The following is a 14,731-nucleotide window of genomic DNA, read 5'->3' as shown; positions in this document are numbered from 1 at the left end:
CGAAAACTATAGCGCGACTTATTAATATATCAGCACTCTTAATTAACGGACTAATAAAATGAAAAACTATAAATTTAAAACGATTTTTCTGGCCACCTCTCTCGCTCTCTTCGCACAATCAGTATGCGCAGACCCGGCCAGTTACGTACACACCAGCGGGGCTACCGTTGTGGACATCAACAATGCTGACAGCAATGGGCTTTCTCACAATATGTGGAAAGATTTCAATGTGAGCAATAAAGGCATGATTCTGAATAATAGTATGGTCGATCTGGTTCGGGAAAAGGGTAACATTGCTAAAAATGGTAACCTTACCTCATCAGCCAAAGTGATACTGAACGAAGTCATTTCAAAGAAATCGAGTGCCCTGAACGGATTTATTGAAGTGGGTGGTCTTAAAGCAGATGTGATTATTTCCAACCCTAACGGTATTATCTGCTCAGGCTGTAGCTTTATCAACACTAACCGCACCACGCTTACTACAGGCATCCCGGTGATGGACAGGGAGGGTGCATTATCCAGTTTTAAAGTCACCAAAGGTAATATCACCATTAACAAATCCATGACTGCAGATTATACGACATTACTCGCTGACTCGTTGAAAATTAATGGTAAAATAAAATCCAACTCCGTCCTCGCTATGGCAGGGAATTACATCTATAGTTCCGCCAACGGAAATCTGGAAGTCATGACTAAAGCGGCCTCAACAGGCATAGATGTAAGTGCGCTGGGCGGGATTACCGCAGGAACGATCTTCCTGGCCTCTACCAATACGGGCGCAGGCGTTAACAATAAGGGAACGTTGAATGCACAGGCACTCCAAATCAACAGCAATGGTAAAATTACCAACGCTGGCACAATAGAATCGGCTTCCGTCGCTATATTCAACAGCTCAGGCGATTTCACTAATGATGCACAAGGTAAGATAATTAGTCATGGGGATATAGCAGTAGCCTCAAGGACCGATATTACTAATCAGGGTTCCATAAGTTCGCAGTCTGGGACCATTGATATGAAAGCAGGTTCTTCATCGAGTGACAACTCACTGAGCGGGCTCATATCTAACCTCTTCACCTCATCTGGCAATATTACTAACAGCGGTACACTAAAAAGCGGGAAAAATATTCAGCTCTCGTCTACAAAGAATGTGAAGCTGAAAAAGGGAACGCTTGATGCGGGTAACCTTGTGTATATTGCGAGTGATAAAGTTAATAATGCGACCGCTATTAAGGGGACGCAAATAAATGTTATTTCAAACGCTTTTGAAAATACAGGCACAATGCAGGCTTCCGCAAAAATGGGCATTATCGGGCAGAACAGTATTGCTAATTATGGAACCCTTAAGGCTGACACGCTGGCGTTGAGCACCAGTGGATCGCTGGTGAATAACAAGTGTTCCCTGATCCCGTTCACCGGAAAAGGTACGCTTGCTGCAACTAATCTGATCATCAGGGCACCGAAGCTCACCAGTATTAATCAAATTGGTGGCAACATTCCTTCAGCAAACATCTCGTTTAATGCCCCGGCGACCACTGCCAGAAAGTAAGTCTTAACCAAAAAAAACACCCTGTCAGCAAACCGCCTGACAGGGTGTTAATGAGCGTTTAAAAAGCCTGGCGTTGCCAGGCTTTTTGTCGCATCCGAAACGGAAACCGTTTCGTTCAGATAGCTTATTTGCTACCAGGGATGCTGAAACGCTTGTTGAAGCGGTCAACACGACCACCGCTGGCAACGTCACGCTGCTTACCGGTGTAGAACGGGTGGCATTTACCACACACGTCCAGGTTCAGGTCGTGACCCACGGTTGAGCGGGTTTTGATTTCGTTACCGCAAGAGCATTTAGCAGTAACTTCAGCGTAATTTGGGTGAATACCTTTTTTCATGGGAAACCTCAGTTAAGGCCGTGTCGCTCTCCCGTGCCAGGATTACCCTGCACCGGCACCACACGAAGATTAAAAATTCAGGTGTTATGATACCAAAATGCCGTATCACGGCGGCGGACTATACAGAAATTAACCACCCGCTGCAATCGGATCCGCACATTTCGGAACACACAGTGTACACTATCCCGCTGATAATTTCATCCGGATGAATTCATGCCCGTTGTTCAGGTCGCGCTTCCCGTTCCCCTTGCCCGCAACTTTGATTACCTGTTGCCTTCACACCTGCCTGCGGCAGTGGTTGGCGGTCGCGTCAGCGTCCCCTTCGGCAAGCGGAAAGCCGTGGGCGTGGTGGTAGGGCTGAGCGAAACCAGCGATTTTCCTCTGGATCAGCTCAAAGCGGTCAACGAGGTGCTGGACGACGTTTCACTTTACCCGCCTTCGCTGTGGCATATCCTCCTGTGGGCGGCGGATTACTATCATTATCCGCTCGGTGAAGTGCTGTTTCATGCGATGCCCGTTTTGCTGCGTCAGGGGAAAATGGCCGCCGAGGCTCCGCTTTTCCAGTGGGTCATTAGCGAAACCGGCCGCGCAACGCCTCCGGAAGCGTTGAAACGCGCACCGAAGCAGCAGCAGGCCCTTTCCGCCCTGCGACAGCGAAGTCTTTACCGCCATGAAATCAGTCAGCATGACATTACCGATGCCACGCTACAGGCGCTGCGGGCAAAAGGTCTCTGCGATTTGCAATCGCTAACCCGCAAGCGGGAAGACTGGCGCAGCAGTTACGCGGTGATTGGTGAGCGGTTACGCCTTAATACCGAACAGGCTACGGCAGTGGGCGCTATACGTGGCGAAGATGACCATTTCGTTGCCTGGCTGCTGGCCGGGATCACCGGCTCGGGTAAAACTGAAGTCTACCTGAGCGTACTGGAAAACATCCTGGCAAGCGGTGCCCAGGCGCTGGTGCTGGTACCTGAAATTGGCCTGACGCCGCAAACGATCGCCCGCTTCCGCGAGCGCTTTAACGCGCCGGTGGACGTTCTCCACTCCGGCTTGAATGACAGTGAGCGGCTGGCGGTATGGCTGCGCGCCCGCAGCGGTGAGACGGCAATCGTGATCGGCACCCGATCTGCCCTGTTCACCCCGTTTGCCCGCCTCGGCGTTATCATCATTGATGAAGAGCACGACAGCTCCTACAAGCAGCAGGAAGGCTGGCGCTACCAGGCGCGCGATATGGCTGTCTTTCGCGCCCGACAGGAAGATATTCCCGTGGTGATGGGTTCCGCCACGCCGGCGCTGGAAACGCTACATAATGTGCAAATGGGCAAATATCGCCAGCTCAATCTCAGCAAGCGCGCGGGAAATGCCAGACAGGCGACGCAGCAGCTGTTGGACCTGAAAGGGGTCAGGCTGGAGGGTGGCCTGTCGCCGATGCTGATTAAGAAAATAGGTCAGCATCTCAGTGCCGATAACCAGGTGCTGCTGTTCCTGAACCGGCGGGGATTCTCACCTGCCATGCTCTGCCATGAATGCGGCTGGATTGCTGAATGTCAGCGCTGCGACCGCTACTACACGCTACATCAGCATCATCATCAGCTCCGCTGCCACCACTGTGACAGCCAGCGCCCCGTGCCTAATCAGTGTCCACAGTGCGGTTCAACGCAGTTGGTTCCCGTGGGGCTGGGTACAGAGCAGCTTGAGCATAACCTCACCGCTCGTTTTCCCGGCGTGCCGTTGTCCCGTATCGATCGCGACACCACCAGCCGCAAAGGCGCACTGGAACAGCACCTCGCCGACGTTCATCGCGGCGGCGCCCGTATTCTGGTCGGCACACAGATGCTGGCGAAAGGCCACCACTTCCCCGACGTCACGCTGGTTTCGCTGCTGGACGTGGATGGGGCACTGTTCTCAGCAGATTTTCGCTCTGCCGAGCGTTTCGCGCAGCTTTACACCCAGGTGGCCGGACGCGCCGGGCGCGCGGGCAAGCAGGGAGAGGTCGTTTTACAGACTCACCACCCCGAGCACCCTTTACTGCAAACGCTTCTGCATGAGGGCTACGATGCCTTTGCGCTTCGCGCCCTGACTGAACGCAAAACCGTCTTCCTGCCGCCGTTTACCAGCCATGCGCTGTTTCGGTCAGACGATCATGATAACCAGCAGTCCGCGCTATTTTTACAGCAGCTACGTAATCTTCTGGAAGCCAGTCCGTTAAAAGATGAGGCGTTCTGGGTGATGGGTCCGGTACCGGCGCTGCAACCCAAACGTGGCGGGCGCTATCGCTGGCAGCTTCTGCTGCAACACCCTTCCAGGGGGCTCCTGCAGCGGTTGATAAAGAGCACGCTCCCCCTGATCGGCACGCTACCCCAGGCGCGTAAAGTCAAATGGACGCTGGATATTGATCCAACGGAAGGTTGAAATACAGGCTGCTTTTCGTCTGCTTTGCGAGCAGGCTCGAAAAAAGCCATACAAGTCACATTTTTTATGCAAATTAAGTAACGACGCCCGCTAACATCTGTTAGAAATGTGGCAAGGGTCAGAGGGACTCATTAATATACCTTACAGGTCGGTGCGACCCGCGACAGGCCGACTCGGGCAAGGAGAATAGCGTTGGAACACACGAAAGAGGCAGCGGGGGCGACGATGAAGGATGTCGCTGAAAAAGCTGGCGTATCCACGGCGACGGTTTCGCGCGCCCTGATGAACCCTGAAAAAGTCTCTGCCGCCACGCGCCTGAAGGTTGAAGAGGCGGTGGTCGCCACGGGCTACTCCCCTCATACTATGGCCCGCAGCAGTAAGCGCAGTGAATCCCACACCATTCTGGTTATCGTGCCGGATATCTGTGACCCCTTTTTCAGCGAAATCATTCGCGGCGTGGAAGTGGTGGCAGCCGCCCAGGGCTATCTGGTGCTGATCGGCGACTGTGCGCATCAAAGCCAACAGGAGAAATCCTTTCTTAACCTGATGCTAACCCGTCAGATTGACGGGATGGTGCTGCTGGGTTCCCAGCTTCCCTTTGATATCAGCGTGGAGGAACAGCCTAACCTGCCGCCGATGGTGATGGCCAACGAGTTTGCGCCCGCGCGGGAACTGCCTACCGTACACATTGATAACCTGACGGCCGCCTTTGAAGCGGTCAGCCATCTGCTGAAGCTGGGGCACAGCCGCATTGCCTGTATCACCGGGCCTCAGGATATGCCGCTGTGCCAGTATCGGTTACAGGGCTATATTCAGGCGCTAAAGCGTAACGACATTGCTGTTGATCCCCACTATATTGTTCCGGGTGATTTCACCTTCGATGCAGGCAGCCGGGCAATGAAATATTTGATGGCACTGCCCAGGCGCCCTGACGCGATATTTTGCCACAGCGACATTATGGCGCTGGGTGCCATGTCCGAGGCAAAAATCATGGGGCTGCGCGTGCCTCAGGAGATCTCGCTAATTGGTTTTGATGATATCGAACTGTCCCGCTACAGCGACCCACAGCTCACAACGGTCGCACAGCCGCGCTTTAACATTGGCCGTGAAGCCATGAATCTGCTTCTTGCCCAGCTAAAGGGTAAGCCCGTTAACAGCGGCTCCAGGCTGCTGGATTTTGAGTTAAAAATACGGGGTAGTACCGCTCCCTCGTTAAGGGAGAAAGAATAATCTGGAAAAAACACATTATCCGCCTTTAATCAGCGATCGGCGGGCTCAAAACAGTATCGACGCTGGTCAAACTTGCGGCCCTTAAGTAACATGACGGGCTGATAGCCGGGCGCACCTGCAACGACTTCGCCCGACCACACCTTTTATTGAAAATTAGTGGAACGATAGTGGCACAAAAAGATTATGTAGGCCGCGGGCGTTCGACAGGGACGCGTCGCAAGAAGACCAACAGCCGTAACAGCCGTAGTAGTAAAAAGCGTAGTGGTGGTTCAGGCGTATCGAAGATAATGGTCGGACTTGCCGTCGCGGTACTGGTGACTTTTGCTGGCGGGCTCTGGTTTATCGCCCATCATAAAAAAGATGAAACGCCCATTATTCCCGACCGTAAAGCCGTGGGTAATGGCCTGCCGCCCAAGCCCGAGGAGCGCTGGCGCTATATCAAGGAGCTGGAGAATCGCCAGATGAGCGTTCCCACGCCTACCGAGCCTACCGCAGGAGGCGAAGTCCACTCTCAGACTCAGCTAACCGATGAGCAGCGTCAGCTACTGGAGCAGATGCAGGCCGATATGCGCCAGCAGCCCACGCAGCTGAATGAAGTACCATGGAATGAACAGACGCCTGCACAGCGCCAGCAAACGCTACAGCGGCAGCAGACGCAGTTGCAGCAGCAGTCGCGAATGCAGCAGGAGCAGCAAATTCAGCAGCAGCAGGCTCGCGCACAGCAGCAGATAAGAACGCAGCAGTCGCAGATCCAACAGCAGCAACAGATCCGCGCCCAGCAGCAGCAAAATCAGCAGCAGCCTCACACTCAGCAGCAGGTTCAGCAGCAGCAGACGCATATGTTACCGCAGTCTGCCCCGCATCATACCCAGCCCGCCGCGCCAGTAAGCCACGAGCCGACCCATCAGGCCCCGGTTCAGACGGCGCAGCAGCCAAAGGCAGAAACTAAGCCGAAAGAGGTTGAGAAAGCGAAAACTCAGCGCTGGATGGTACAGTGCGGATCGTTTAAAGGCAGCGATCAGGCCGAGTCTATCCGCGCGCAGCTCGCTTTTGAAGGTTTCGAGAGTCGCATTACCACCGGCGGCGGTTGGAATCGCGTGGTTATTGGCCCTTATAACAGCCGTTCAGGTGCTGACAGTACGCTGAAAAGCCTCCGCAGTTCAGGCCATACAAATTGTATCCCTCTCGCTCTGGGGGGTTGAAAGCGCTTAAAGCCACCCCATATCTGATTGCATCAATGCCCCGCAGTTGAGCTGCGGGGTGATCTTTTACTGCAACAAGGGGTCTGCCCGTGACAACAATTGTAAGTGTACGACGCAACGGCCAGGTAGTGATTGGCGGTGATGGCCAGGCTACTCTCGGCAACACCGTTATGAAAGGCAACGTCAAAAAAGTGCGCCGTCTTTATAATGATAAAGTCATTGCCGGTTTTGCTGGCGGTACCGCAGACGCCTTTACCCTGTTTGAACTCTTTGAACGCAAACTTGAACTGCATCAGGGTCATCTGGTGAAGGCGGCCGTGGAACTGGCCAAAGACTGGCGTACCGACAGAATGCTGCGCAAGCTGGAAGCGCTTCTGGCCGTGGCTGACGAGAATGCCTCGCTGATTATTACGGGTAACGGCGACGTCATTCAGCCCGAAAACGATTTGATTGCGATTGGTTCCGGCGGTCCTTATGCGCAGGCGGCGGCTCGCGCCCTGTTGGAAAACACCGACATCGGTGCGCGCGATATCGTTGAAAAAGCGCTGGGTATTGCAGGGGATATCTGCATCTATACCAACCACAATCACACCATCGAAGAATTAGCGTCTAAAGCGTAAGGACCCCCAACTATGTCTGAAATGACCCCACGCGAAATCGTCAGCGAACTGAACAGATTTATCATTGGCCAGGACGACGCTAAACGCGCTGTTGCCATCGCCCTGCGTAATCGCTGGCGCCGTATGCAGCTTAACGAAGAGCTGCGTCATGAAGTCACGCCCAAAAATATCCTGATGATTGGCCCGACTGGCGTCGGGAAAACGGAAATTGCCCGTCGTCTTGCTAAGCTGGCTAATGCGCCTTTCATCAAGGTCGAAGCGACCAAATTCACCGAAGTGGGCTATGTGGGTAAAGAGGTTGACTCGATTATCCGCGATCTGACCGATTCTGCGATCAAGATGGTGCGATCTCAGTCGATTGAGAAAAATCGCTATCGCGCGGAGGAGATGGCGGAAGAGCGCATCCTCGACGTGCTGATCCCCCCGGCGAAGAATAACTGGGGGCAGTCTGAATCGGCCGCTGAACCCTCTGCCGCACGCCAGTCTTTCCGTAAAAAACTGCGCGAAGGCGAGCTTGACGACAAAGAAATAGAAATTGATCTGGCGGCCTCTTCGGCGGGCGTGGAAATTATGGCCCCTCCAGGCATGGAGGAGATGACCAGCCAGCTACAGTCGATGTTCCAGAATATCGGCGGTCAGAAGCAGAAGCCGCGTAAGCTGAAAATCAAAGACGCCATGAAGCTGCTGGTGGAAGAAGAAGCCGCGAAGCTGGTCAATCCGGAAGAGCTGAAGCAGGAAGCGATTGACGCCGTTGAGCAGCATGGCATCGTATTTATTGATGAGATCGACAAGGTCTGTAAGCGCGGAGAAAGCTCCGGCCCGGACGTCTCACGCGAAGGGGTTCAGCGCGATCTGCTGCCGCTGGTCGAAGGCTGTACCGTCTCGACGAAGCACGGCATGGTGAAAACCGATCATATCCTCTTTATCGCGTCGGGTGCTTTCCAGGTAGCCAGCCCGTCGGATCTGATCCCTGAACTACAGGGCCGTCTGCCGATTCGCGTTGAGCTACAGGCGCTGACCACCCACGATTTTGAGCGGATCCTCACCGAGCCGAGCGCCTCCGTGACGGTGCAATATAAGGCACTGATGAATACTGAAGGTGTGGATATTCACTTCACCGATGACGGGATCAGCCGTATTGCTGCCGCGGCCTGGCAGGTTAACGAAACCGCCGAAAACATCGGCGCACGCCGTCTGCATACCGTGCTGGAACGTCTGATGGAGGATATCTCCTTTGAGGCAAGCGACCTTAACGGACAATCCTTTACCATTGATGCCGACTACGTTGGCAAGCACCTGGATGAGCTGGTGGCCGATGAAGATCTCAGCCGCTTTATTCTCTGAGAAGGGTTGATAGCAAACAGAGGGAGGCTCCGGCCTCCTTTTTTTATGGCTGGTACTGGCCGATACACCAGGGAAAAGCGCAGAAATAAGGGCAAGACAGGCGATATCCTTGATAAGGATTAAGTCCCGCGCGGCTGGCTGACGGTAAACTGAACACACTAACGACTCGTACCGTTCTGCCCAGCAGAGGTTTCCTCCTATGACGGAAAATATTCATCCGGCTCCTGGCTACAATCACGCGCATGCATGGCTGGAGAGCCTGCGTTTACGAACGTTACCGCTGGCGTGCGCCTCGATCATCACCGGTTCAGCCCTGGCATGGTGGCACGGGCAGTTTAATCTGTTGATTGCCTGCCTTGCCCTCCTCACCACCGCGCTGCTACAGATACTCTCTAATCTGGCGAACGACTATGGCGATGCCGTGAAGGGCAGCGACACGCCAGAGCGCATTGGGCCGCTGCGCGGTATGCAAAAAGGTGTGATAACCCCACGGCAGATGCGCAGGGCGCTGGCGATAACGGTGGGTATGACCATTATTGCAGGGGTCGCGCTGGTCGTGACATCCTGCCAGTCGGTGAGCGATATTCTGGGGTTTATCGTGCTGGGTGCGCTCGCCATCGTCGCGGCTATTGCCTATACGGTGGGTAAAAAACCCTATGGCTATCTGGGGCTTGGCGATGCTTCCGTGCTGATTTTCTTCGGCTGGCTGGGCGTTATCGGCAGCTATTACCTACAGGCACACAGCTTTCACAGCGTACTGTTTCTGCCCGCTACGGCCTGTGGCCTGCTGGCGGTCGCGGTGCTTAACGTCAATAATATGCGCGATATCGACACTGACCGTCAGCAGGGAAAATTTACCCTTGCGGTACGGCTGGGCGCCATTAACGCTCGCCGCTATCATGCCGTTCTGCTGGCTGGTGCCCTGCTGTGCTTCGCGCTGTTCAATATTATTTCCGCGCCCGGTGCGGCCGCATGGCTCTTTCTGCTCGCCGCACCGCTACTGTTCAGGCAGGCGCGGGCAATTATGACCCAGACGTCGGCCCTCGCCATGAGGCCTCAGCTTGAAAAAACGGTGAAAATGTCCCTGTTGATCAACGTGCTTTTCTCGCTGGGCCTGGCACTGAATTAACTGCGATGTGCCTGACCTGGCGCAATTTTTATCCACTGATGATTTTGCCAATGGCGGTGAGAAAGCGATATACTTACGCTCCCTGTGGCAAACAGACGAAACCCTTATGAAATATGATACTTCTGAACTCTGCGACATCTATCATGAAGATGTGAACGTCGTTGAACCGCTTTTCTCCAACTTCGGGGGTCGCTCCTCGTTTGGCGGGCAAATCATCACGGTAAAATGTTTCGAAGACAACGGGCTACTCTATGATTTGCTCGAGGAAAATGGCCGGGGTCGCGTATTGCTGGTAGACGGTGGCGGCTCGGTGCGCCGTGCCCTGGTAGACGCCGCGCTGGCGCGCCTGGCCCTACAGAATGAATGGGAAGGCATCGTGGTCTACGGTTCAGTTCGTCAGGTAGATGACCTTGAAGAGCTGGATATCGGCATTCAGGCTATTGCCGCCATCCCGGTAGGTGCGGCTGGCGAAGGTATCGGTGAAAGCGACATCCGCGTCAATTTCGGTGGTGTCACCTTCTTCTCGGGCGATCATCTTTATGCCGACAACACCGGTATCATCCTCTCCGAAGACCCGCTCGATATCGAGTGACCCTTTCGGGTTCTGACATACCCCGGACAGCAAAAAGGGTGCCTGTGGCACCCTTCTCTTTTTCAGGCCGTAACCTCAGACTTCTTCCATTTTGCCAAGCAGGGCGCGCAGACGCTCCTGCCAGACCAGCTGCTCTTCCTTAAGGTGCTGATTTTCCCGTACCAGCGAGTCGCTGTTGCCAGCTGCCTGCTGAACCTGCTGATTCAGGTTGTTATTCTGATCTTTTAACTCTTCAATTTCCATTTGCAGCAGGGTGATAGTATCAATCGCCTGCTGTACTTTCGCTTCCAGTTTCTCGAACACTTCAAATGACATTGTAAATGACCTCTCCTAATCGCAGGGCGTTGAAGTTGCCAGCCGCAGCTCATATGGTTAAGCCAGAATTCCCGCGGATAACAACGTTGTTCTGATTGTAAGTAGACAGGTCCGTCAAGTCCAGCAGCGAACCCGCGCAGGGCGAAGTATGTAACAATTTTCAGTCTATACCTGGCGTTAACAACATAAGCGACGTTTAAAGTAAGACGCTCGTTAACAAATTGCGAAAAAAAAACAGAATATCGCTATTGCAATAGTGCGCAGGGAAAGCAGGAACACGCGAAAACGCTCATTTTTTTGACCTGGAGCACAAGTTTTGATTTCGCTATTTCTCGTTTATGCGCGTTAACGATAAATTTACATCAGCCCTACATTAGATTTGGGTGCCTCAGGGAATGAGCAAAATAGAGCTGTACAACATTTAACCTCGCCTTCAGGAAATACCATTATGAGTCATTCAACAAGCACGCTCAAAGGACAGTGCATCGCAGAATTTCTTGGTGTGGCCACCATTATTTTCTTTGGTGCAGGCTGTGTCGCCGCCATGAAGCTTGCCGGTGCCAGTTTCGGCCAGTGGGAAATCAGTATCATCTGGGGTATCGCCGTTGCCATGGCGGTCTACCTGAGCGCCGCGATCTCCGGTGCGCACCTTAATCCGGCGGTCACTATCGCCCTCTGTCTGTTTGCCAACTTTGACCGTCGTAAGGTTGCACCCTACATTCTTGCGCAAATCGCTGGCGCCTTTTGCTCAGCGGCGCTGGTCTACGGCCTTTATTACAACCTGTTCCTGGACTTCGAGCAAACGCACCATATGGTGCGCGGCACGGTTGCCAGCCTCGACCTCGCAGGCATCTTTTCCACCTATCCAAACCCGCATATCAGCGTTGGCCAGGCTTTCCTTGTTGAAGCCGTGATTACCGCCGTGATGATGGCGCTGATTATGGCGCTGACCGACGATGGCAACGGCCTGCCTCGCGGCCCGATGGCGCCTTTACTGATTGGTCTGCTGATTGCGGTGATAGGCGGTGCGATGGGCCCACTGACCGGCTTCGCCCTGAACCCGGCTCGTGATTTCGGACCTAAACTCTTTGCCTGGCTGGCCGGCTGGGGTAACGTTGCCTTTACCGGCGGCCGCGATATTCCCTACTTCCTTGTGCCGATTTTCGGTCCGATTGTGGGTGCCATTATCGGTGCATTTGGCTATCGCTCGTTGATCGCCTGTAACCTGCCTGGGAAGGCGGTGGAAAAAAAACAAGATAAGCCGATAGCGCGTGCTGAGCAGCGTAAAGCGTAAGTTGTTAACCCTTTACACATCAGGAATGAATTATGACCACTGATAAAAAATATATTGTCGCCCTCGACCAGGGGACCACCAGCTCCCGCGCCGTTATTCTCGATCACGATGCCAATATTGTGGCGGTATCCCAGCGCGAGTTTCAGCAGATATACCCCAAACCGGGCTGGGTTGAACACGACCCGATGGATATCTGGGCGTCACAAAGCTCAACGCTGGTTGAAGTGCTGGCTCATGCCGATATTCGCTCCGATGAAATTGCCGCTATCGGCATCACTAACCAGCGTGAAACGGCTATTGTCTGGGATAAAGAGACCGGCAAGCCAATTTACAATGCTATTGTCTGGCAGGATCCCCGCACCGCGGACTATTGTGCAAAGCTAAAAAGAGAGGGGCTGGAAGAGTACATCCAGCACACCACCGGTCTGGTGATTAACCCCTACTTCTCGGGAACCAAGGTTAAGTGGATCCTCGATCACGTAGAGGGTTCGCGTGAGCGGGCGAAGCGCGGCGAGCTGCTGTTTGGTAACGTCGATGCCTGGCTGGTATGGAAAATGACGCAGGGACGGGTGCATATCACCGACTACACTAACGCTTCACGTACCATGATGTTCGATATTCACAAGCTGGAATGGGACCAGCGCATGCTGGACATCCTGGATATCCCCCGTGAAATGCTGCCTGAGGTGAAATCATCCTCGGAGGTTTATGGCCAGACCAATATCGGTGGTAAAGGCGGGACGCGTATTCCTATCGCCGGTATCGCCGGTGACCAGCAGGCCGCGCTCTACGGTCAGCTTTGCGTACAGCCGGGAATGGCTAAAAACACCTATGGCACCGGCTGCTTTATGCTGATGAATACCGGTACCGAAGCGGTTACCTCCACCCATGGCCTGCTGACGACCATCGCCTGCGGTCCACGTGGCGAGGTGAACTACGCGCTCGAAGGGGCCGTGTTTATCGGCGGTGCCTCCATTCAGTGGCTGCGCGATGAGATGAAACTCATTGGCGACGCAACCGACTCGGAATACTTTGCCACTAAGGTAAAAGACAGCAACGGCGTCTATATGGTGCCGGCCTTTACCGGTTTAGGCGCGCCCTACTGGGACCCCTATGCCCGCGGCGCGATTTTCGGCCTGACCCGTGGGGCGAATGCCAACCACATTATTCGCGCCACGCTGGAATCTATCGCTTACCAGACGCGTGACGTACTGGAAGCGATGCAGCAGGATGCCAACACTCGCCTGCAGTCCCTGCGGGTGGACGGCGGTGCCGTGGCGAACAACTTCCTGATGCAGTTCCAGTCCGATATCCTTGGCGCACGCGTTGAGCGGCCTGAAGTGCGGGAAGTCACCGCGCTGGGATCGGCCTATCTGGCTGGGCTGGCGGTCGGCTTCTGGAAGGATCTGGACGAGGTTCGCGCCAAGTCGGTTATTGAGCGCGAGTTCCGCCCCGGTATTGAAACCTCCGAGCGTAACTATCGCTACGCAGGCTGGAAAAAAGCCGTTGCCCGCGCCCAGGCGTGGGAAGACCAGGACGATTCATAACCCCCAGCCCGCCTCTGCTGCCCGCGATGACTGCAATCGCGGGTATTTCCCGCCTTTCCCCCGCCTGTGATAAACTTTTCGCCTCTTTTTCTTCCCGGGGCAAATCATGAAACGAGAACTCGCCATAGAATTTTCACGCGTAACCGAAGCAGCCGCGCTGGCAGGCTATAAATGGCTGGGACGCGGTGACAAAAATGCGGCCGATGGCGCAGCAGTTCATGCGATGCGTATCATGCTCAATAAGGTGAACATTGCGGGTGAAATCGTGATTGGCGAGGGGGAGATTGATGAAGCCCCGATGCTTTATATCGGCGAGAAGGTGGGCACCGGTCACGGTGATGCCGTCGATATCGCCGTCGATCCTATCGAAGGCACCCGCATGACGGCAATGGGCCAGGCCAATGCGCTGGCAGTGCTGGCCGTCGGGGATAAAGGCACCTTCCTTAACGCGCCCGATATGTATATGGAAAAGCTGATCGTCGGGCCGGGTGCAAAAGGCGTAATAGACCTTAACGCGCCGCTGGCAGAGAACCTTAATCGTGTAGCGCAGGCGCTGGGTAAACCGCTCAGCGCGCTGACCGTGACGATTCTGGCTAAGCCACGCCACGACGCGGTGGTTGCCTCTCTGCAAGAGCTTGGGGTTCGCGTATTCTCCATTCCCGACGGCGATGTTGCCGCGTCCATTCTTACCTGCCTGCCCGATAGCGAAGTTGACGTGCTGTACGGTATCGGCGGCGCACCGGAAGGCGTCGTATCCGCTGCGGTGATCCGCGCGATGGATGGGGACATGCAGGCGCGGCTACTGGCCCGCCACACCGTCAAGGGTGACACGCCGGAAAACCGTCGGATAGGTGAGCAGGAACTGGCGCGCTGTCGCGATATGGGCATTGAGGCTGGCAGGGTGCTACAGCTGGCTGAGATGGCGCGTAATGATAACGTGATCTTCTCCGCAACCGGTATCACCAGCGGTGACCTGCTGAAAGGCATTACCCGTCAGGGGAATATGGCAACCAGCGAAACGCTGCTGGTGCGCGGCAAATCCCGTACCATCCGGCGCATCCAGTCGATTCACTATCTGGATCGAAAAGATGAGAGCCTGCATCCGTACATCCTTTAGCCCCCTCGCCGCTTGCCAGGGGCGGACATCTGCCCGCCCCTGAACC

At 54.6% G+C, this 14,731-nt stretch carries 13 protein-coding genes; 11 read left to right on the top strand and 2 right to left on the bottom strand.

The genetic code is table 11. From position 1 onward, the window contains the following. Nucleotides 1–58 precede the first annotated feature (58 nt). Complete coding sequence (locus tag AAGR22_RS00695) at nt 59–1,546, top strand: filamentous hemagglutinin N-terminal domain-containing protein (protein WP_345829730.1); 1,488 nt, start codon at nt 59–61, stop codon at nt 1,544–1,546. 124 nt (nt 1,547–1,670) lie between these two features. Here AAGR22_RS00695 and rpmE read toward each other — a convergent pair whose 3' ends face one another. After that, nucleotides 1,671–1,883 carry a 50S ribosomal protein L31 gene (gene rpmE / locus AAGR22_RS00690; RefSeq protein WP_024966154.1) on the bottom strand — a complete coding sequence of 71 codons (213 nt, stop codon included), beginning with the start codon at nt 1,881–1,883 and terminating at the stop codon, nt 1,671–1,673. 213 nt (nt 1,884–2,096) lie between these two features. On the opposite strand from rpmE, the gene priA reads away from it, so the two are divergent. The 7 genes from priA (at nt 2,097) to rraA (ending at nt 10,412) form a co-directional block, all read left to right on the top strand. Beyond that, nucleotides 2,097–4,295: a primosomal protein N' gene (gene priA, locus AAGR22_RS00685; protein ID WP_067709410.1), complete on the top strand. Its 2,199-nt coding sequence runs from the start codon at nt 2,097–2,099 to the stop codon at nt 4,293–4,295. 192 nt (nt 4,296–4,487) lie between these two features. After that, a complete protein-coding gene (gene cytR / locus AAGR22_RS00680) occupies nt 4,488–5,525 on the top strand; it encodes a DNA-binding transcriptional regulator CytR (protein ID WP_067709408.1) in 1,038 nt (345 codons plus the stop codon). Between the two features lie 167 nt (nt 5,526–5,692). Beyond that, nucleotides 5,693–6,727, top strand: a complete 1,035-nt coding sequence (gene ftsN / locus AAGR22_RS00675) for a cell division protein FtsN (RefSeq protein ID WP_345829712.1) — start codon at nt 5,693–5,695, stop codon at nt 6,725–6,727. A gap of 89 nt (nt 6,728–6,816) precedes the next feature. Continuing rightward, a complete protein-coding gene (gene hslV / locus AAGR22_RS00670; RefSeq protein WP_067709404.1) occupies nt 6,817–7,347 on the top strand; it encodes an ATP-dependent protease subunit HslV in 531 nt (176 codons plus the stop codon). Between the two features lie 12 nt (nt 7,348–7,359). Continuing rightward, on the top strand, nt 7,360–8,691 hold the full coding sequence (hslU, locus tag AAGR22_RS00665; RefSeq protein WP_067709402.1) for an HslU--HslV peptidase ATPase subunit: 1,332 nt from the start codon (nt 7,360–7,362) through the stop codon (nt 8,689–8,691). Nucleotides 8,692–8,890: 199 nt separating this feature from the next. After that, complete coding sequence (locus AAGR22_RS00660; protein WP_345829708.1) at nt 8,891–9,820, top strand: 1,4-dihydroxy-2-naphthoate polyprenyltransferase; 930 nt, start codon at nt 8,891–8,893, stop codon at nt 9,818–9,820. 106 nt (nt 9,821–9,926) lie between these two features. Further along, nucleotides 9,927–10,412 (top strand): ribonuclease E activity regulator RraA, encoded by a 486-nt coding sequence (gene rraA, locus AAGR22_RS00655; RefSeq protein ID WP_067709461.1) that lies wholly within the window; start codon nt 9,927–9,929, stop codon nt 10,410–10,412. A gap of 75 nt (nt 10,413–10,487) precedes the next feature. Here the strand turns inward: rraA and zapB are convergent, their stop codons facing one another. After that, nucleotides 10,488–10,727 carry a cell division protein ZapB gene (gene zapB / locus AAGR22_RS00650; RefSeq protein ID WP_067709398.1) on the bottom strand — a complete coding sequence of 80 codons (240 nt, stop codon included), beginning with the start codon at nt 10,725–10,727 and terminating at the stop codon, nt 10,488–10,490. 448 nt (nt 10,728–11,175) lie between these two features. On the opposite strand from zapB, the gene AAGR22_RS00645 reads away from it, so the two are divergent. From AAGR22_RS00645 to glpX, 3 genes are all read left to right on the top strand, one after another. Next, the gene (locus AAGR22_RS00645) at nt 11,176–12,021 is read left to right on the top strand and encodes an MIP/aquaporin family protein (protein WP_067709396.1); all 846 of its coding nucleotides are present in this window, start codon (nt 11,176–11,178) and stop codon (nt 12,019–12,021) included. 32 nt (nt 12,022–12,053) lie between these two features. Beyond that, on the top strand, nt 12,054–13,568 hold the full coding sequence (gene glpK / locus AAGR22_RS00640) for a glycerol kinase GlpK (RefSeq protein WP_067709393.1): 1,515 nt from the start codon (nt 12,054–12,056) through the stop codon (nt 13,566–13,568). 106 nt (nt 13,569–13,674) lie between these two features. Next, entirely contained in the window at nt 13,675–14,685 is a 1,011-nt protein-coding gene (gene glpX, locus AAGR22_RS00635; protein ID WP_345829703.1) for a class II fructose-bisphosphatase, read from the top strand. Nucleotides 14,686–14,731: the final 46 nt, after the last annotated feature.

Origin of the sequence: Erwinia sp. HDF1-3R, assembly GCF_039621855.1 — a bacterium.
Lineage (GTDB): Bacteria > Pseudomonadota > Gammaproteobacteria > Enterobacterales > Enterobacteriaceae > Erwinia.
Note: the sequence above shows the minus strand (reverse complement) of the source record. Positions and strands in the feature narration are given on the sequence as shown.

Excerpts from the sequence above, each read along its gene's own strand:
- rpmE (WP_024966154.1), bottom strand. The coding sequence starts at position 1,883 with ATGAAAAAAGGTATTCACCCAAATTACGCTGAAGTTACTGCTAAATGC.
- zapB (WP_067709398.1), bottom strand. The coding sequence starts at position 10,727 with ATGTCATTTGAAGTGTTCGAGAAACTGGAAGCGAAAGTACAGCAGGCG.
- glpX (WP_345829703.1), top strand. The coding sequence starts at position 13,675 with ATGAAACGAGAACTCGCCATAGAATTTTCACGCGTAACCGAAGCAGCC.
- rraA (WP_067709461.1), top strand. The coding sequence starts at position 9,927 with ATGAAATATGATACTTCTGAACTCTGCGACATCTATCATGAAGATGTG.
- glpK (WP_067709393.1), top strand. The coding sequence starts at position 12,054 with ATGACCACTGATAAAAAATATATTGTCGCCCTCGACCAGGGGACCACC.
- AAGR22_RS00660 (WP_345829708.1), top strand. The coding sequence starts at position 8,891 with ATGACGGAAAATATTCATCCGGCTCCTGGCTACAATCACGCGCATGCA.
- priA (WP_067709410.1), top strand. The coding sequence starts at position 2,097 with ATGCCCGTTGTTCAGGTCGCGCTTCCCGTTCCCCTTGCCCGCAACTTT.
- hslU (WP_067709402.1), top strand. The coding sequence starts at position 7,360 with ATGTCTGAAATGACCCCACGCGAAATCGTCAGCGAACTGAACAGATTT.
- AAGR22_RS00695 (WP_345829730.1), top strand. The coding sequence starts at position 59 with ATGAAAAACTATAAATTTAAAACGATTTTTCTGGCCACCTCTCTCGCT.
- AAGR22_RS00645 (WP_067709396.1), top strand. The coding sequence starts at position 11,176 with ATGAGTCATTCAACAAGCACGCTCAAAGGACAGTGCATCGCAGAATTT.